The organism is Duganella violaceipulchra, from assembly GCF_019166075.1.
Lineage (GTDB): Bacteria > Pseudomonadota > Gammaproteobacteria > Burkholderiales > Burkholderiaceae_D > Rugamonas > Rugamonas violaceipulchra.
In genome coordinates this window covers 1-18,509 of the sequence record NZ_JAHTGR010000021.1, presented here as the reverse complement: position 1 = coordinate 18,509, position 18,509 = coordinate 1, and the positions used below count along the sequence as shown (strand labels likewise).

The window sequence follows — 18,509 nt, the reverse complement described above, 5'->3', positions numbered from 1 at the left end:
GCATGTTTCCTTGTTGCGGCCTTTGCGACATGGCAGAAAAAATAACTTTCCAAGCCCAACTTTCACCGCTAGAATGGGCATATTGCAATGCATCATAATGCGCGCGGCGTGCACAGCTTTACCGACATTTTAATCGTCTCAGGAGAAACCATGTCTTCGATCACCGAACAGTTTTCCGCAGCTACGAAGTCCCAGTTGGAAGCCCAATTCAAGATCTTCAACACGTTTGCCAGCACCGCCGTCGACAGCGCGGAAAAGGTCATCGCGCTGAACATCAGCACCACCAAGGCTTCGGTGGAAAAGTCGTCGGCTGCGGCGAAGAAGCTGCTCGAAGCCAAGGACCCGCGCGAGTTCTTCAGCCTGGGCTCCGCCGAGCCGGCCAGCTTCGACAGCCTGCTGGCCTATGGCCGCGAGCTGTACAGCATTGCCTCCGGCGTCCAGAGCGATCTGATCCAGAGCGCCCAGTACACCATCAAGCAAGTCTCCGACCTGGCCGCCGCGCCGGTCACCGCGCTCAAGGCCAGCGCCAAGCCGGCTGCCGCCGCTGCTGCTCCGGCCGCGCCGGCCCCGGTCGCCGCAGCGCCGGTAGCCGCCGCCCCGGTGGTGGTTGAGCCGCCGGTGGTCGTCACCGAAGCCGCGGCCTCGGCCAACGAAGCGGTCGCCGCGCCGGAAGCCAAGGTTGCCGCCAAGCCCAAAGCCGCCACGCCAGCCGAGCAAGCCCCCGCGCCGGTCGAAGTGAAGGTTGCCGCCGCCAAGCCAGCCTTCCCCGCGCCACCGGCCAAACCGGTCGCCGCCGTCGAGGCCAAACCGGAATTGAAGTCGGTGCCGTCCGCCAAGGCCAAGCCGGCCGGCAAGCAGCTCGACATGCTGAGCAGCACCAAATCCAAAAAATAGCCACTGCCGGGCACGTCCGGCGAGCATGTTGTATCCTAGCGCCCTAAGCGCTAATCCGAGGCAACATGTCTAATCTTTCCGGGCTGATCGGCGGCTTCGTCCGCCAGCACAGCCGTGCCTATGCCGTGTCCGGCGTCATGCTGGCCGGCGTCGCCACTCTCACCGTCTGGGTGCCCCGCAAGGTCGGCGCCATGATCGACGGCCTGGCCGCCCACACCTTGGGCGGCGACGCCCTGCTGAGGCAAATCGGCTGGCTGCTGCTGACCGGCGCCGGCATCTATTTCCTGCGCGTCGGCTGGCGCCAGATCCTGTATGGCGCCGCCTACCAGCTGGGCGTGTCGCTGCGCACCCGCCTGTACACCCGCCTCACCCTGCAGGGCCCGGCCTTCTACCAGCGCCAGCGCACCGGCGACCTGATGGCGCTGGCCACCAACGATATCGACGCCATCGAAATGGCCGCCGGCGAAGCCATGCTGGCCGGCTTCGACGGCGCGCTGACCCTGGTGATGGTGCTGGGCGTGATGCTGCTCGGCGTAGACTGGCGCCTGGCCTGCATCGCGCTGCTGCCCTTCCCCCTGATGGGCTGGGCGTTCTGGTACATCTCCGGCCATATCCACACCGCCTCCACCGACTCGCTCAAGCGTTTCAGCGCCCTCAACGACCATGTGCAGGAAACCCTGTCCGGCGTGCGCACCTTGCGCGCGCTGGGACTCGAACAGCGCAGCGCCCGGCAGTTCGGCGAGCTGGCGCGGCAGGCGTCCAACGCCAGCCTGCGCGCACAGGTGTGGGAGGCGGCCTATGAACCGGCGGTCGGCCTGACCCTGACCGCGGCCGGCGGCCTGACCCTGGGCCTGGGCGGCTACCTGGTCTGGCAGCAGCAGCTGACCATCGGCGCGCTGACCAGCTTCACCATGTACCTGGGCCAGCTGATCTGGCCGATGTTCGCGGCCGGCTGGGTGCTGTCGCTGATCGAGCGCGGCAAGGCCGCCTGGCAGCGCCTGCAGCCGATGCTGGACGCGCCGCTGGCCATCGACGACCACGGCACGCTGGCCGCCGTGGCGCCGGGCGCGCTGGCGCTGCACGAGGTCAGCTACGCCTATCCAGGCCAAGGCGAAGGCCAGAACGGGAGCCAAAGCATGGCCGCGCTCACCGGCATCACGCTGGAACTCAAGCCGGGCCAGACGCTCGGCCTGGTCGGCCCCACCGGCTGCGGCAAGTCGACCCTGCTGCGGGTGCTGCTGCGCCAGCTGACGCCGCAATCGGGCAGCGTGCGCTGGAGCGGCCACACGCTCGACGACTACACGCTGCACGCGCTGCGCGCCGCCATCAGCTGGGTGCCACAGGAGTCCTTCCTGTTCTCGGCCTCGATCGCCGACAACATCGCGCTGGCCCGTCCCGGCGCCACCCGCGCCCAGGTCGAACACGCGGCCAGGCTGGCCGCCATCCACGACGACATCCTGCAGTTCGCGCAGGGCTACGAGACCGAGGTCGGCGAGAAAGGCATCACCTTGTCCGGCGGCCAGCGCCAGCGCGTCGCCATCGCCCGCGCGCTGTTGGCCGACAACGACCTGCTGCTGCTGGACGACGCCCTGTCGGCCGTCGACACCGGCACCGAGACGCGCATCCTGCAGCACCTGGAAGAACTGCGCCAGGCCCGCAACGGCCGCAGCGCCGTCATCGCCAGCCACCGCCTGAGCGCGGTGGTCAACGCCGACCTGATCGTGGTGCTGCGCGACGGCCGCATCAGCGAAACCGGCAGCCACGAACAACTGCTGGAGCAGGATGGCTGGTACGCCAGCCAGTGGCGCTATCAACAATTGGAAGCCAGTCTCGATGCCCTCTAAGCCAGAACAGATTTCCGCGCGCCGCCAAACCTGGCAGGCGTTCTCCCTGCTGCGCCGCGCCGCGCTGCCCGACCAGCACCACCTGGGCTGGGCCGTCATGTGGCTGGTGCTGGCCGCGCTGCTGGAGGTGTCCGGCCCGATCATGGGCAAGGCGCTGATCGACGAGCACCTGCTGCCGCACCACCTGGACTGGCCGCGCATGGCCGCCCTGCTGGCCGGCGTGGTGCTCACCGGCTGGATCGCCAGCGGCCTGCGCTACCTGCAGCTGGTGCGCCTGTCCGGCCTGGCGATGCGCTCGGTGATGCGGCTGCGCGAGATGGTCTACACCCACGTGCTGCTGCTGCCGATGGCCTTCTTCGACCGCGCCATCACCGGCCAGCTGGTCTCGCGCGTCACCAACGACACCGAGGCCGTCAAGACCCTGTACATCCAGGTGCTGTTCGTGATGCTGGACTCGACCATCGTGCTGGTCGGCACCGTGGCGGCGATGGCCTGGCTGGACTGGCACCTGATGCTGATCGTGCTGGCGCTGCTGCCGGCGGTGCTGCTAATCGTCTGGCTGTACCAGCGCTGGAGCGCCCCGGCCGTGACCCGCGCGCGCGCGCTGCGCAGCGACATCAACGGCCAGATGGCCGAGTCGATCGGCGGCATGAGCGTGCTGCAGGCGAACAACGCCGAGGCGCGCTTCGGCCGGCGCTTCGCCGCCACCAACCAGGACCACTACACCGCCCGCCTGGCCGAGCTGCGCGCCAACGCCTGGCTGCTGCGGCCGGCGCTCGACATGTTCAACATCATCCTGCTGGCGGCCGTGATCTACCTGTTCGGCCAGCGCGCGATGACCGCCGCCGAGGTGGGCATCCTGTACGCCTTCATCAGCTACCTGGCGCGCGTGATCGAGCCGCTGATCCAGATCACCATGCAGTTCAGCCAGTTGCAGCAATCGGTGGTGGCCACCGCGCGCGTGGCCACGCTGCTCGACGAAGCCACCGCCACCGAGCACGCCGACCACGGACACGACACCGGCCTGGCCACCGCGCGCGCCGCCGCCAATGACTCGCACGCGCCGGCGGTCGCCATCCGCCACCTGAGCTTCGCCTACAACCAAGGCCAGACCGTGCTGCACGACCTGTCGCTGGACATTCCGCAAGGCGCTTTCGTGGGCATCGTCGGCCACACCGGCAGCGGCAAGTCGACCCTGCTGTCGCTGCTGCTGCGTTTTTATCCGGTCAAGCACGGCGGCATCGCCATCCACGGCGTGCCGCTCGACGCCATCGCCAACGAACGCTTCCGCGCCGAGGTGGGCCTGGTGCCGCAAGACCCCTTCCTGCTGGCCGCCTCGGCGCGCGAGAACATCGACATGGGCCGCGGCCTGACGCCGGCGCAGATCGAGGCGGCGGCGCGCGCCGCGCACGCGCACGAATTCATCGTCGCGCTCGAACAAGGCTACGACACCGCGCTGGGCGAAGGCGGCTCGCGCCTGTCGGTGGGCCAGAAGCAGCTGATCGCCATCGCCCGCGCGCTGGCGGGACGGCCGCGCATCCTGCTGCTCGACGAGGCCACCTCGCACATCGATTCGCAGACCGAGCAGATCGTGCAGAGCGCGCTCGACGAGCTGCGCGGCACGGTGACGGTGATCGCCATCGCCCACCGGCTGTCGACCATCCGCGACGCCGACCGCATCATCGTGCTCAACCACGGCCGCATCGCCGAGACCGGCCCGCACGAGCAGCTGATGCAGATAGACGGCGGCCTGTACCAGCGGCTCTACCTGCTGCAACAATTGGCGGCCTGACTTTCATCTTCTGACAACATTGCAAAAACAGCGCCAGGGGCATGGCCATATCGATCACTTTATTGCCAATTCCGCCACGGATAGTGTGCGATTTCGCGTGAAAAATCGCAATTCCACGGGCTTTCTCGTCTGCAACAAGAATATAATTGTCTAGACACTTTGCATGCGCAGTCGATAACCGGGAGCGTCAGTTGGCAGGTTTCAGAAATGGTGGGTGGCTAGTCCGCGCGCGACCGCGTGCCGTCGCGGTCGCTGTAGCACTCGTCCTGTCGCCGGCGCTGGCCGGAGCCGAAACCGGGCCGTCCTCGCTGTACGCCCGCATCATCGACGTGCGCGAACAAAGCCGCTTCGTGCCGGAAAAGGCCCTGACGCAGCTGCTCGCGCTGCAGTCCGAAGCGGCCGGCGCGCCGCCCGCCACCCAGGCCGAACTGCTGAGCCAACTGAGCGTGGCCAATATGCGCTCCGGCAAGAACGACGCCGCCATGGCCGCCGCCGACCAGCTGATCGCCTACGGTAAATCCCTGCACGACGACACCATCGTCGCCAAAGGCATGATGGCCAAGAGCTACGTGCTGTTCGACCGCGCCGACGTCGAGGCCGCGCACCAGCTGTCCTTCGACGCCGAAAAGGTGGCGGCCGCCAGCACCGACCTGGCGCTGCGTTCGCAGGTCGTCATCACCGCCGGCCAGTCCTATGCCGAAATGGGCAACTTCCCGGCCGCGCTGGTCAAGCTGCAAATTGGGGTCGACCTGGCGCGCCAGGTCAGCGACGATCCGGTGATCCTGTTCGGCGCGCTCAACGCGCTGGTCAATCTGTACACGCAGATGAAGGAATACGACAAGGCCTCCGCCGCGCTCGACGAGCTGCTGACCGAGACCGAGAAACTGCGCTCGCCGGGCCGCATGGCGATCGCCAAGACCACCGAGTACGGCCTGGCCATCGATTCCGGCCAGCCCAAGCGCGCCCTGCGCGCGCTGCTGCAAAGCCTGGATCTGGAGCGCAAGCTGGGCGCCGAGCGCATGATAGGCGTGACCCTGGTCAACCTGTCGGACAGCTACCTGAAGGAGCACGACTATCCGCGCGCGGCCCAGTACGCGAACGAGTCGCTGCGCTCGACCCAGCTGACCAACGACAAGTCGGTGGAGGCGACCGCGCGCGTCAACCTGGGCCAGGCCTACCTGGGCATGGGCCGCATCGCCGACGGCAAGAAGCAGTACGAGGCGGGCATGGCCCGCTACGAGCAGGAGAACAACAAGCCCGATCTGCAAGCGGCCCTGCGCGAATATGGCGAAGCGCTGGAACGGGTGGGCGACCTGGCGGGCGCGGTGTCGGCCTACCACCGCGAGCGCGCGATCTCGAACGAGCTGTTCGAGAAGCAGCGCCAGAAGGCGGTGCTGGAGCTGCAGGAAAAATACGAGACCGAGAAGAAGCAGCGCCAGATCCTGTTGCTGAGCAAGGAGAACCAGGTCAAGGGCGCCGAGATCGACAACCGCCGCCTGCAGCAGCGCGTGTGGTGGCTGCTGGCCCTGGTGTTCGCGCTGGCGTCGATGGTGGTCGGGCTGTTGTACCGCAAGGTGCGGCACGCCAACGCCCAGCTGGAGGTGAAGAACCTGGAGCTCAAGGCGCAGTCGACGCTCGATCCCCTGACCATGCTGTACAACCGCCGCCACTTCCAGGACTTCATGCGCGACATGATTCAGGCCGACCAGCCGTATGCGGAAAAGCGCACGCTGCACGGCGACGACATCGTCGGCGCCCTGTTCCTGCTGGACGTCGACCACTTCAAGAACATCAACGACCGCTACGGCCACGCCGCCGGCGACGCCGTGCTGAAGATGATCGCCGAGAACCTGCGCGTGGTGCTGCGCGAGACCGACATGATCGTGCGCTGGGGCGGCGAGGAGTTCCTGGCCTTCCTGCCGGCGATCCCGCGCCACGGCGTCGACGAGATCGCGCGCCGCATCCTGGTGGGCATCTCGTCGCAGATCATCCGCTACCAGGAGCACGAGATTTCGGTGAATGTGTCGGTGGGCTTCTCGCCGTTCCCGCTGGCGCCGGCCGACGTGCCGCTGCCATGGGAGCGCGCGGTCAACCTGATCGACATGGCGCTGTACCTGGCCAAGTCGCACGGGCGCAACCGCGCCTACGGCGTGCGCGGCTTCGAGAACTTCGATCAGACGTCGATGGAGGCGATCGAGCAGGACCTGGAGAGCGCGTGGCGCGCCGGCTTTGTGGACCTGAGCGTGGTGCTGGGCGGCGGGCCGGAAACACCGCCGCCGTCGCCGTCAGAGCACAGCAACGTGGTGCCGCTCAAGCACGCGGCCCACAAGAACGGCCACTGAGGTCTACTTGGCGGGGCTGGACGCTTCGCGTTCGCGGGCTTTTTCCTGCAGCTTGGTGCCGGCCTGTTCCAGCTTCTTGCCGGCTTCCTCGGTTGCATGGTTGAGCTTGTCACCGGCGGCGTCGGTGGCCTTGTTGATTTGCTGGCTGGTTTCCTTGGCGGCGTCGGTGATCTGCTGGTTGGCCTGTTGCGCGGCCTCGGTCAGCTGGCGGCCGGCCTTGTCGGTGGCCTGGTCGAGCTTGCGGCCCGCCGTTTCAGCCGGACCGGCCACGCTGTCATCCTTCTTCTGGCAGCCGCCCAGCAGCGCCAGCACCACCAAAGCGGCGGCCGCGCCGCGTACCGTTGTCATCGCCGTCATCATCGTCTCCTCAAGGAACCAAACATTTCTGACAGCATACAACGCCGCGACCCGGCGTAGCGCACGGCAGGCGCTTATTTGTAGATGCCCACGCCGATGACATATTCGCCGACTTTTTCGACGTAGGTGTTTTTCTCTTCGAGGTTTTTGCTGATCGAGTTCGGCCACATGTACTGGACCCAGCCCTTGCCGGCCGGGCTGGCGCCGATCTTGAGGAATTCCTTGATCGGATAGACGCCGCCGGCGCTCAGCTCCATCAGGTTCTTGTTGACCATCTTGGGGTTCTGGCCGTGCGCCAGCGCCACGCCGGCCTTGTCGAACATGAACACGTACAGGTCGCCCTGGATGAAGTCGCCCTTGGGATCGTTGAACGCGGCCACCGCCTTGTCCTTGCCGTTCTTTTGCAGATACTCGCCGGCGCGCTTGACCATCGCCACCGCCTCGTCGGCGGTGCCGCGCTTGGGCGCGTCCTGCGCCGTGGCGGCGCCGGTCAGGCTCAGGGTCAGTGCGGCGGCAAACAGGAACTGGAACAGATGCTTCATCGTGTATCTCCGGTATGGTGAGCGCCGCGGCTGCGGCGTGTCAGGTGATCTTTTTGGGCGGGGGCGGCGGCGCGAAGACGATGTTTTCCGATGCCGGCGCGCTGTCCATCGCATCCGACGTCTCCAGCCACTTCATCAGCTTTTCCATGCGGCGGATCAGGATGCCCTTGCTGCTGATGTAGCCCACCTGCTCGAAGTTCTCCGGCCGGCTCACCATCTTGGAGACGGTCGGCAGGTTCTCGGCCAGGCGCTCGAAGGCCTTGCGCGCCTTCTGCTCCCACTTGACCAGGTTGACCTCGTTGAAGCGGTTGCTTTCGTAGTAGATGGTCAAGGTGCGGTCGTGATTGCCGAAGCCGACGATCGCCGCTCCCTTGCGCACGGTTTCCAGCACGTCGTCCTTGATGTTCGCGGTCGGCACGAACAACGCGGCGCGGCCGGTGGTGTCCGGTCGCTCCAACGGCAAATCCTGTCCCATTATTACGCTCATCACGTTTCCTGTTGTTATCGTCGGAGTTGCTGCTAGGCTATATTTGAGATTCTATATCGCGTCCCAGCCCATTACAAGGAGAAACCGCGCCGGCGTGGCGTTACGGGTAATGGGGCGGCTTCTGCCTTTATAATGCGGGCTGATCCCTTTTTAGCGCCGCGCCATGACGTCGTCTCCCCTGCCCGCCCCAGTAATCTCCCGCTACGGCGCCATTCCCGAGCACGCGGTCGACACGGCGCAGCGCAATGTCGGCGACACGCTGGCCTTGGCGATCGCCCACGCCGCGCCGCAGGCGGCGCTGATCGTCTACGACACCCGCAGCGACCTCAACCGCGCCCTGACCGAGGCCTACCGCCGCGTGGTGCCGGACGCGGTCTTCGTCGATTTCGACAGCACCACGCCGGAGCAGGTGCTGGCCGCCTTCGCCCGCATGCACGCCGGCGACCTGGTGGTGCTGATCCAGTCGACCAGCTTCCGGCTGGAAGCGTTCCGCATCCGCATCGAGTTGTTCAAGCGCGGCCTGAAGGTGATCGAGCATGTGCACCTGTCGCGCATGCCGGGCGAGCAGGGCTTGCACTACATCGCCTCGCTGGCCTACGACCCGGCCTACTACCGCGGCGTCGGCCACGCGCTCAAGGCGCGCATCGACCGCGCGCAGCACGGCGTGGTCGACAGCGGCGACGGCGAGCGGCTGGTGTTCGGCTCGCCGTTCGAATCGGCCAAGCTCAATATCGGCGACTACAGCGGCATGAACAACATCGGCGGCCAGTTCCCGCTGGGCGAAGTGTTCACCGAGGCGCGCGACCTGGAGGCGGTCAACGGCCGGGTGCGGATCTTCGTGTTCGGCGACACCTCGTTCATGGTCAACCAGCCGGCCACGCCGGTCACGCTGATCGTCGAAAAAGGCCGCGTGGTGGGCGCCGACAACGCCACGCCGGAATTCGACAACATGCTGGCCATCATCCGCGCGCACGAGGGCGAGGTGTGGCTGCGCGAGCTGGGCTTCGGCATGAACCGCGCCTTCTCGCGCGACTGCATGGTCAACGACATCGGCACCTTTGAGCGCATGTGCGGCATCCACCTGTCGCTGGGCGCCAAGCACGGTGTCTACGCCAAGCCGCAGTTCAAGCGCAAGGACGCGCGCTACCACGTCGACGTGTTCGCCGTGACCGAGGCGGTCTACCTCGACGATGAACTGGTCTACCGCGACGGCGCCTGGCAGGTGGCCGCGACCTGAATCGGCGCGCTCAGCTGCCCTGAGGCATATGCACTTGGGGTACGCCGCCCCGCTCCTTGTAGCAAACGCCCGATTTTCTCTTCGATTTTCTTCGATTTTTTCAAGCATCGGGCTATTTCCGAATTTGCCGGGCTAAATTGGGGAAAGCCGAAAAAAATAGGGGAGAAAATCGAATGAATGCCACAATGACCGCGCAGGTGCACGCCTATGCCCTGCCCATTTCGAAACCCCTTTAAGTCAACGCCAACAACCCGGACGTTGCCAGCTCCCGGTCCCACGGCGGCACCGGCTGGTATTCGGCCACCAGGAAATCGATCAGCGCCCGCACCTTGGCCGACGGCTGTCGGCTGGCCGGATACAGCGCGCTCAGATGATTGAGCGGCAGCTCCCAATCGGCCAGCACCGGCACCAGCGTCCCCTCCAGCAGCGCGCGCCACGCCAGGAAGGTGGTGTTGTAGACGATGCCCAGCCCGCGCTGCGCCGCCTGCTGCAACACCAGCCCATTGTTGGCCGTGAACGCCGCCTGCACCCGCACCGACTGCCGCTCCTCGCCGCGCGCGAAATGCCACTGTGTGCCGTCGGTCAGGTGGCTGAAATGCAGACAGCGGTGCTGATGCAGGTCCTGCGGCGTCTGCGGCACGCCGTGGCGCGCCAGGTAGGCCGGCGACGCGCACAGCACGCCGCGGCACGGCGCCAGCGGCCGCATGGCCAGCGCATGCACGTCCGGGATGCCGCCCACCCGTATGGTCAAATCAAATCCATGCTCGATCGGATCGAGCAGCGCGTCATCCACGTACAGCAAGGGCGACAACTGCGGATGCGGCAGGCTGAAACGCGCCACCGCGTCGGCCAGCCACTCGCTGCCGAAACTGGACGGCGCCTGTATCCGCAAGGGCCCCGCCAGTTCGGCGCCGGCCTGGGTGGCCTGGCTCAGCGCCCGCGCCGCCTCCTGCGACTGCACCACCGTCGCCATGCACGGCGCCAGATAGGCCTGGCCGGCGTCGGTCAGGCTAACCTCGCGGGTCGAGCGATGCAGCAGGCGCGCCTGCAGCTTGTCCTCCAGTTGCAGGATATGCTTGCTGACCATGGCGCGCGTCAGCCCCAGGCGGCGGCCCGCCTCGCTGAAGCTGCGCTGCCGCGCCACCTCGATAAAAATCTCCATCGCACGTAATTGATCCATATCACATTGTCTTCATTCTGGAGACAATGTGTCAACCCTTTGCGGATTGTTTGGCAAGCGCGCGCAACCTACAATGGCACATCGAATCACGCCCCAGGGAGCCCGCCATGCTGACAGACGCACAAAAACAACAATATCAACGCGACGGCTACATCGTCCTGCCCAACTTCAAGACGCCGCAGGAGATCGCCACGCTGCGCGCGCGGGCGGCGCAGATTGTCAACGAATTCGACCCGAACGCCAGGACCGGCATCTTCAGCACCATCGAGCAGGAAAAGACCACCGACGACTACTTCCTCGGCTCCGACAACACCGTGCGCTGCTTCTTCGAGGAAGAAGCCTTCGGCCCGGACGGCCAGCTGAAACAGGACAAGGCGCTGTCGATCAACAAGATCGGCCATGCCATGCACGACCTGGACCCGGTGTTCCGCGGCTTCTCCACCGACGTGCGGCTGGCCGCCGTGGCGCGCGACCTGGGCCTGGCCGACGCCCAGGTCTGGCAGTCGATGTACATCTTCAAGCAGCCCGGCATCGGCGGCGAAGTGCGCTGGCACCAGGACGCCACCTACTTCGACACCGATCCGGTCAGCGTGACCACCTTCTGGTTCGCGCTGGAAGACGCCACCCTGCAAAACGGCTGCATGTGGGCCGAGCCGGGCGGCCATCGCGGCCCGATGCGCGAGCGCTTCCTGCGCGACGGCGACGAGGTGCGCATGGAAAAGCTGAGCGACCTGCCCTGGCCCGACGACAGCACCGCCGTGCCGCTCGAATGCAAGGCCGGCAGCCTGGTATGCTTCCATGGCCTGCTGCCGCACTACAGCGCGCCGAACCGCTCGACCGTCTCGCGCCACGCCTACACGCTGCACGTGACCGACGGCGCCACCGAATACTCGCCGCAGAACTGGATACAGCGCGACGCCGCCTTCCCGGTGCGGGGCTTCCTGTAATGCAGATCCAGATTTTCGCCGCCCACTGGGGCAACAACGAACTGGCGCCGCAGGTGTTCATCGACCGCGTCAGGCAGGCGGGCTTCGACGGCATCGAAATGTCGCTGCCGCTGGACGCCGCCGCCCGCGACGACTGGACCGGCCGCATCGCCGCCGCCGGCCTGGGACTGATTGCCGCCCAATGGGAGACAGTGTTCCATCCGGCCTTCGAGCCGCACCGCGCGGCGCTGGCCGAACTGCTGCACAACGCCTGCGCCGCCAGGCCGCTGCACGTCAACTCGCACACCGGCAAGGACTACTTCACGCCGGCGCAGAACCGCGAGCTGCTGGAACTGGCGGCCGCCATCTCGCGCCAGCACGGCGTGCCGATCGTGCATGAAATCCACCGCAGCCGTTTCAGCGGCCACCCGATGCTGCTGCTGCCCTACCTGGAGCAGCTGCCGGAGCTGCAGCTGACGGCCGACCTGTCGCACTGGTGCTGCGCCTGCGAATCGCTGCTGGAAGACCAGCCGCACACGCTGGCCGCGACGCTGCCGCGCGTGCGCCACATCCACGCCCGCGTCGGCCACCCGCAAGGGCCGCAGGTGGCCGACTTCCGCGCGCCGGAATCGCAGGCCGCATTGGCAGCGCACCTGTCGTGGTGGGATGAAGTGATACGGCTGCGCCGCGCCGCCGGTGCGCCGCGCATGACGTTGACGCCGGAATTCGGCCCGGTGCCGTACACGCAAACGCTGCCCTACACGCAAAAGGAAATCTCCAATGCTTGGGAGCTGAACGTGGGGATGCTGGAACTGCTGCGCCGACGTTACAGCTGAAGCGCCGGCTCTTGCGGCGCGCCTTCCGGCGCCCGCATCGGCAGCACCAGCGTGACGGTGGTGCCCCTGCCGGGTTCCGATTCGACCCGTATCGTCCCGCGCAGCATGCCGGTGACAATGTTATAAACGATATTCATCCCCAGCCCCGAACCGCCCTGTCCCAGCTTGGTGGTGAAGAAGGGATCGAACACCTTGTGCAGCGTGCTGGCCGTCATGCCGACGCCGTTGTCGGCGAAGGTCAGCGTCACCGTATCGACCTCCTCGTGCCGCGCCACGACGGTGATGGCGCCGCCATCGCGGCCGTCGAAGCCGTGCAGCAGCGCGTTGCCGATCAAATTGCTCAGCACCTGGCTCAAGCTGCCCGGATAGGAATCGAACTCCAGCCCCGCCGGCACGTCGACGTGCACCGCGCAGCCATTGCGCCGCAGCTGCGCCGCGTAAGTGGCCAGCGTGTCGTGCACCACCTCGTCGAGCCGGAAGCGGCGCCGCTGGCCGCTGGCCTGGTCCACCGCCACCTGCTTGAAGGAGGTGATCAGGTCCGCCGCCCGCATCAGCGAGCTGCCCATGATGTCGCAAGCCTTGCGGGCGTCGGCCAGGTGCGCCTCCAGCACCGAGCGTTTCAAGCCGCCGTCGGCGGCCAGGCGCCGCTCGAAATCGCGCACCATGTCGCTCAGGGCGCTGGCCGTCAACAGGCTGTTGCCGATCGGCGTATTCAGTTCGTGCGCCACGCCGGCCACCAGCGCGCCCAGCGACGCCATCTTCTCCGACGTCAGCAGATTGGTCTGCGCCTGCTTCAGCGTTTCCGCCACCACCGACAGATCGCTGCGCGCCTGCTCCACATTGCTCTTCTGCCGTTCCAGTTCGGCCAGGCTGTATTCCAGTCCGTGCTTGGCGTCGATCACGCGCCGGGTCGACACCAGCAGGGCCGCGATCAGCGCGCTGATGATCAGGCCGACCACGCCGATCAGCAGCACCGGCAGCGGCGAACTGCTGTAACGCGCGCCGGCATAGCCTTCAATGCGCAACTGCCAGCGGCGCTGCCCCACCATCAAGGCCTTTTGCGACGACAGCCCCTCCAGCGCAGCGCCGCGCGGCTGGCGGATCGCGGCCAGGGCGGCGCTGTCGTAGAGCAGCGCGTCGGCGCCGGAGGGCGGCGCGTCCTTGCTGTCGTAGTAGCCGTCATCGGCTATGCGCACCCGCATATGCTCCAGCAGCGGCGCATCGACCACCTCGCGCATCAGCGTATTGACGCGGAAAACGATGGCGACAAAACCAAACAGCGCGGCCCGCCGCTGCTCGGCCGTCTGCAACGGCATCGCCGCGCGGTAGACCGGCGCCCGCGCCACGAAGCCCGGCTGGCCGCTGGCGTCCTGCACCAGCGTGATGCGCTCGGTGGCGACGATCTCGCCGCTGTCGCGCCCCAGCTCCAGCGCCTTCAGGTGCGGCGCCAGCGCGCCCAGGTCCAGGCCGAAGGCGTTCTCGTTGCCTTTCAGCGGTTCGGTGTATTCGATGATGTAGTGCGGATCGCGGCGGCTGGCCGGATGCACCTGGAAACCGGGGTAGCCGGCGGCCTCGATGGCGGTGTCGCCCTTGACGGCGGCGCTGAACGCGGCCAGCTGCGCGTCCGGCACCACCCGCACGAACTGGATCGCCTGGAAACCGGGATAGCGCCGGTCCAGTTTGAGCTCCGCCACGAAGCGGTGAAAACTCCCGCGGTCGATGCGGTCTTCCAGCGCGTACACGCCCTTGATACCGAGCAGCATGTCGAAATAGGTTTGCAGCCGCACCTCGGCGTCGCGCGCCACCTTGTCGGCATCGCGCTGGAAGTTCGCCTGCACCTGCTGGCGCTGCGTCACGACCACGAAATAGCAGGTCGCGGCGGTGAGGAATATGCCAAGAAAGAACGCCAGGTAGCCGCGCGATCGTTTCATTTGGCGGCGCCGCCTATCCGGCTATTTCCGGCGCCGCGCCGCCGGGCGCGTGATCGCTGTAACGCTCGGCGATGGCCATGAACTCTTCCTCGATGGTCAGCATGGCGTCGACCACGTCGGGATCGAAATGCTCGCCGCTGCCCTGCCGTATCATCTCCATCGCCGTCTCGTGAGTGAAGGCCGGCTTGTAGACCCGCTTGGAGATCAGCGCATCGTAGACGTCGGCCACCGCCATCAGCCGCGCCGACATCGGGATCGCATCGCCCACCAGGCCTTGCGGATAGCCGGAACCGTCGTACTTCTCCTGGTGCGACCAGGTGATTTCGCGCGCGTAGCGCAGGAAGGTGTTGGTGTAGCCCAGGTGGTGCTCGACGTTGACGATGGCGTCGCGCCCGTACACGGTGTGCAGCTTCATGACGGCGAATTCCTCGTCCGTCAGGCGGTCCGGCTTGAGCAGGATGGCGTCCGGAATCGACACCTTGCCGATGTCGTGCAGCGGCGCGGCCTTGAACAGCGACTTGATATTGGCCTCGCTCAGCTCCTCCTGGAAGCGCTTGTGCGATTGCAGCTGGCGCCCCAGCGCGGCCACGTAGTGCTGCACGCGGCGCAGATGGTTGGCGGTTTCGTATTCGCGCGTTTCGGCCAGCGAGGCCAGCGCCCAGATCATCGCGTCGAGCATCTGGCTCAGCTCCGCCGTGACTTCCTCGACCACGTGTTCCAGCAGGTTGCGCTGCTGCTTGAGCAGTTCGCGCGAATGGCGCAGTTGCAGATGCGTATCGACCCGCGCGCGCAGCACTTCGCCGACGATGGGCTTGAGCACGACGTCGGCGCCGCCCTCGATCAAGGCGCGCGCCTCGTCGGCCTGGTCTTGCAGGAAGATGACGGGAATGTCGGCCGTGTCCGGGCTGGACTTGAGCTGCTGGCACACGCTGTAGCCGTCCACTTCCGGCAGCGCCGCATCGAGCACCACCAGATGCGGACGCGGCACCTGCTGCATGATGGCCAGCGCGGCGCCGCCATGGTTGGCCAGCTTGACCTCGTACTGGTCTTGCAGCAGCCCGTGCATCAAGATCAGGTTGTCCGGCGCCTCGTCAACGACGAGCACGATGGCCTTTTTGATGTTCATCCGCCACTACTCCCTGAGATTGGTCTCTATCGCTAGCATGATAGATGATAACCGCCGGCGGAATTTGCCCGCAAAACATTTTTTCTCGCCTAGCTTGCAATTGTATAGTGCACTACCTATACTGTGCGCATGGATACCAAAACACCCCCCGCCCCGTCCGCCGCAGCCTCGGCCGTCCCCCAGCTGGACGGCCAGCTCTGCTTTGCGCTGTATTCGACCTCGCTGGCGATGAGCAAGCTGTACCGCAAACTGTTGCGCGGCCTCGGCCTGACCTATTCGCAGTACCTGGTGATGATGGTGCTGTGGGAAAAAAACGAGCTGACCGTGTCGGAGGTGGGCGAGCGCCTGTTCCTCGATTCGGCCACCCTGACGCCGCTGCTCAAGCGCATGGAGGCGGCCGAGCTGCTGACCCGCACCCGCGCCGCCAGCGACGAGCGCCAGGTCATCATCACGCTGACGCCGCACGGCGACGCGCTGCGCCACGAGGCGGCCAAGCTGCCGCCGTCCATCCTGCAAGCGACCAAGTGCACGCTGGATGAAGTGGTCGGCATGAAGCAGCAACTGGACGCGCTGCGTGCCAGCCTGATGTCCGCCAGCTGAGAGAGCCAATGACGACTTCCAACCCGATCTACACCCATCCCCTCCACGTAGCCGACGCGCTGCGCAAAGACGGCTACGCGGTCATGCCGCCGCAGGACGTGGCGGCGCTGGCCGGCGTGCCGCTGGCCGCGCTCAACGCGCTGATCCCCAGCTGGGACGCGCTGGAGCTGGACAACTACCTGAAGGACGGCGGCCGCTATCGGCGCCGCCGCCATTCCTGCTTCGTGCAGAACGGCGCCGAGCTGACCCAGACCGCGCACCGCGCCCACTGGCAGCCGCTCGAATACAACGCCCTGCACGGCGGCATGAACCGCCTGTTCGAGCCGATGCAGAGCGCCACCGTGGCGCAGCCCGCGTGGCAGGCGCTGTTGCGCGGCATCGGCCAGGTGTGCAGCGCAGTGCGCCGCAGCAGCGATCCGTGGTACGTCGAGGCGCACCAGTTCCGCATCGACACCACCGACGGCATCGGCCGGCCGACGCCGGAAGGCGCGCACCGCGACGGCGTCGATTTCGTCGCCGTGCTGCTGATCGGCCGGGAGCAGATCAAGGGCGGGGAGACTCGCATCTTTGAAGCCGATGGACCGAACGGCAAGCGCTTCACCATGACCGAGCCGTGGACCATGCTGCTGCTGGACGACGCGGCCGTGATCCACGAATCGACGCCGATCCAGCCGCTGGCAGAGCACGGCCACCGCGACACGCTGGTGCTGACCTGGCGCGCCGGCGGTTTCCAGGGACAGGAAAGTCCCCCCTGACGGATTAAATCCGATATAGTCACACCAGCCGATATACGCATTCAGGAGGGTGGTCCGTGGACACCAGCTACGAAATTCAGCCCGACGAAATCGAAATCCTCATCGTAGAAGACAGCCCGACCCAGGCCGAGCGCCTGCGCCGCCTGATCCAGTCGATGCGTTACGGCGCCCGCGTGGCCGGCAACGGCCAGCTGGCGCTCGATGCGATCCGCGAGCGCAAGCCGCACCTGGTGCTGTCCGACATCGTGATGCCGGAGATGGACGGCTACACGCTGTGCCGCGCCATCAAGGCCGATCCCGAGCTGCGCGACATCCCGGTGATCCTGGTGACGTCGCTGATGGACCCGAAAGACATCATCCGCGGCATCGAATGCGGCGCCGACAACTTCATCCGCAAGCCCTACGCCGAAGACTATCTGCTCAACCGCATCGGCCACATGCTGATGAACCAGAAGCTGCGCAAGAACCAGAACATGGAGATCGGCATCGCCCTGTACCTGGGCGACCAGAAGCACTTCATCAACGCCGAGCGCCAGCAGATCCTCGACCTTTTGATTTCCACCTACGAACAGGCGGTGCAGGTCAACAGCGAGCTGCAGGCGCGCGAGCGCCAGGTGATCGAACTGAATATGCGGCTGGCGCACCACGCCGGCGAGCTGGAAACCATCAACCGCGAAATCGCGCTGAAGAACCTGGAGCTGGCCGAGGCGAGCCGGATGAAATCGGCCTTCATCGCCAACATGTCGCATGAGCTGCGCACCCCGCTCAACGCCATCATCGGCTTCACCGGCGCGCTGCTGATGAAGCTCCCCGGCCCGCTGAATGTGGAGCAGGACAAGCAGCTCAACACCATCCGCACCAGCGCGCGCCACCTGCTCTCGCTGATCAACGACATCCTGGACGTGGCCAAGATCGAAGCCGGCAAGGTCACGCTGGAGCTGGAGTCGGTGCAGTGCCAGCACCTGGTCAACGACGTGGTCGACACGCTGCGCCCGCTGGCGCTGCAAAAGGGGCTGCAACTGGAGGTGGAGCTGGTCGAAGAAGCCATCGTGCTGGAAACCGACCGCCGCGCGCTGACGCAGATCCTGCTCAACCTGGCCAACAACGCCATCAAGTTCACCGAGAGTGGCAAGGTGCGGGTCACGCTGTCCAAGCGCCCGGGCGAAGGCCGCGGCATCGTCGAATTCGCGGTGGCCGACAGCGGCGCCGGCATCCGCGAGGAAGACCAGGCCAAATTATTCCAGGCCTTCTCGCAGCTGGACTCGACCTCGACCCGCCACGCCGAAGGCGCGGGCCTGGGCCTGTACCTGTGCCAGAACCTGGCCAACCTGATCGGCGGCTCGCTGTTCTTCAAGAGCGATTTCGGCCAGGGCAGCACGTTCACGCTGGCGCTGCCGCATAAAGTTTGACTTTTTCATACTGTAGAAGCTTCGACACCGTAGTTCTACGGTATTGCACCGCAGCATGAACCGGCATATAGTTGGAACTGTCTCCTCCAACCGTTCGCTGAACATTGGAATTAAGCCCGCACCGTCAAGGTAGCGGGCGTTTTTTTTGCCTTTTCCTACGGGGGTCATTTCCTACGGGGGTCAAGTCTGACATTCGGACACGGCCTCTGCCGTAGCTGCAGCTACGGCAGAGGCCGTGTCCGAATGTCAGA

Annotated in this window: 16 protein-coding genes; 10 read left to right on the top strand and 6 right to left on the bottom strand. The window is 66.1% G+C overall.

The annotated features are described in order from the left end of the window. Window positions 1–150 precede the first annotated feature (150 nt). From KVP70_RS28270 to KVP70_RS28255, 4 genes are all read left to right on the top strand, one after another. Window positions 151–894, top strand: coding sequence for a phasin family protein (locus KVP70_RS28270; protein ID WP_217945731.1), 744 nt, complete (start codon window positions 151–153; stop codon window positions 892–894). Between the two features lie 65 nt (window positions 895–959). Continuing rightward, complete coding sequence (locus tag KVP70_RS28265) at window positions 960–2,738, top strand: ABC transporter ATP-binding protein (protein ID WP_217945730.1); 1,779 nt, start codon at window positions 960–962, stop codon at window positions 2,736–2,738. Continuing rightward, complete coding sequence (locus KVP70_RS28260) at window positions 2,728–4,530, top strand: ABC transporter ATP-binding protein (protein ID WP_217945729.1); 1,803 nt, start codon at window positions 2,728–2,730, stop codon at window positions 4,528–4,530. Before KVP70_RS28265 ends, KVP70_RS28260 begins: the two co-directional genes overlap by 11 nt. Before the next feature lie 191 nt (window positions 4,531–4,721). Continuing rightward, the gene (locus tag KVP70_RS28255) at window positions 4,722–6,872 is read left to right on the top strand and encodes a tetratricopeptide repeat-containing diguanylate cyclase (protein ID WP_217945728.1); all 2,151 of its coding nucleotides are present in this window, start codon (window positions 4,722–4,724) and stop codon (window positions 6,870–6,872) included. Between the two features lie 3 nt (window positions 6,873–6,875). On the opposite strand, the gene KVP70_RS28250 is transcribed toward KVP70_RS28255, so the two are convergent. From KVP70_RS28250 to KVP70_RS28240, 3 genes are all read right to left on the bottom strand, one after another. Then, on the bottom strand, window positions 6,876–7,229 hold the full coding sequence (locus tag KVP70_RS28250; protein ID WP_217945727.1) for an apolipophorin: 354 nt from the start codon (window positions 7,227–7,229) through the stop codon (window positions 6,876–6,878). A gap of 74 nt (window positions 7,230–7,303) precedes the next feature. Then, window positions 7,304–7,771 (bottom strand): cache domain-containing protein, encoded by a 468-nt coding sequence (locus KVP70_RS28245; protein WP_217945726.1) that lies wholly within the window; start codon window positions 7,769–7,771, stop codon window positions 7,304–7,306. Between the two features lie 40 nt (window positions 7,772–7,811). Further along, window positions 7,812–8,258, bottom strand: a complete 447-nt coding sequence (locus KVP70_RS28240; protein WP_217945725.1) for a hypothetical protein — start codon at window positions 8,256–8,258, stop codon at window positions 7,812–7,814. A gap of 163 nt (window positions 8,259–8,421) precedes the next feature. On the opposite strand from KVP70_RS28240, the gene KVP70_RS28235 reads away from it, so the two are divergent. After that, entirely contained in the window at window positions 8,422–9,495 is a 1,074-nt protein-coding gene (locus tag KVP70_RS28235) for a M29 family metallopeptidase (RefSeq protein WP_217945724.1), read from the top strand. A gap of 232 nt (window positions 9,496–9,727) precedes the next feature. On the opposite strand, the gene KVP70_RS28230 is transcribed toward KVP70_RS28235, so the two are convergent. Then, a complete protein-coding gene (locus tag KVP70_RS28230) occupies window positions 9,728–10,675 on the bottom strand; it encodes a LysR family transcriptional regulator (RefSeq protein WP_229225148.1) in 948 nt (315 codons plus the stop codon). Between the two features lie 107 nt (window positions 10,676–10,782). On the opposite strand from KVP70_RS28230, the gene KVP70_RS28225 reads away from it, so the two are divergent. Together KVP70_RS28225 and KVP70_RS28220 are read left to right on the top strand one after the other, a co-directional pair. Then, window positions 10,783–11,622 (top strand): phytanoyl-CoA dioxygenase family protein, encoded by an 840-nt coding sequence (locus KVP70_RS28225; RefSeq protein WP_217945723.1) that lies wholly within the window; start codon window positions 10,783–10,785, stop codon window positions 11,620–11,622. Then, on the top strand, window positions 11,622–12,437 hold the full coding sequence (locus tag KVP70_RS28220; RefSeq protein ID WP_217945722.1) for a TIM barrel protein: 816 nt from the start codon (window positions 11,622–11,624) through the stop codon (window positions 12,435–12,437). Before KVP70_RS28225 ends, KVP70_RS28220 begins: the two co-directional genes overlap by 1 nt. Here the strand turns inward: KVP70_RS28220 and KVP70_RS28215 are convergent. Together KVP70_RS28215 and KVP70_RS28210 are read right to left on the bottom strand one after the other, a co-directional pair. After that, on the bottom strand, window positions 12,428–14,368 hold the full coding sequence (locus KVP70_RS28215) for a CHASE domain-containing protein (protein ID WP_217945721.1): 1,941 nt from the start codon (window positions 14,366–14,368) through the stop codon (window positions 12,428–12,430). The genes KVP70_RS28220 and KVP70_RS28215 overlap by 10 nt on opposite strands. 13 nt (window positions 14,369–14,381) lie before the next feature. Beyond that, window positions 14,382–15,494, bottom strand: a complete 1,113-nt coding sequence (locus KVP70_RS28210) for an HD-GYP domain-containing protein (protein ID WP_217945720.1) — start codon at window positions 15,492–15,494, stop codon at window positions 14,382–14,384. Window positions 15,495–15,623: 129 nt separating this feature from the next. On the opposite strand from KVP70_RS28210, the gene KVP70_RS28205 reads away from it, so the two are divergent. From KVP70_RS28205 to KVP70_RS28195, 3 genes are read left to right on the top strand one after another with little or no spacing between them, the layout of a single operon-like run. Then, a complete protein-coding gene (locus KVP70_RS28205) occupies window positions 15,624–16,094 on the top strand; it encodes a MarR family winged helix-turn-helix transcriptional regulator (RefSeq protein WP_217945719.1) in 471 nt (156 codons plus the stop codon). Window positions 16,095–16,102: 8 nt separating this feature from the next. After that, the gene (locus KVP70_RS28200; protein WP_217945718.1) at window positions 16,103–16,849 is read left to right on the top strand and encodes a 2OG-Fe dioxygenase family protein; all 747 of its coding nucleotides are present in this window, start codon (window positions 16,103–16,105) and stop codon (window positions 16,847–16,849) included. A gap of 56 nt (window positions 16,850–16,905) precedes the next feature. Continuing rightward, entirely contained in the window at window positions 16,906–18,258 is a 1,353-nt protein-coding gene (locus KVP70_RS28195) for a hybrid sensor histidine kinase/response regulator (protein ID WP_217945717.1), read from the top strand. The last annotated feature ends 251 nt before the right edge of the window (window positions 18,259–18,509 follow it).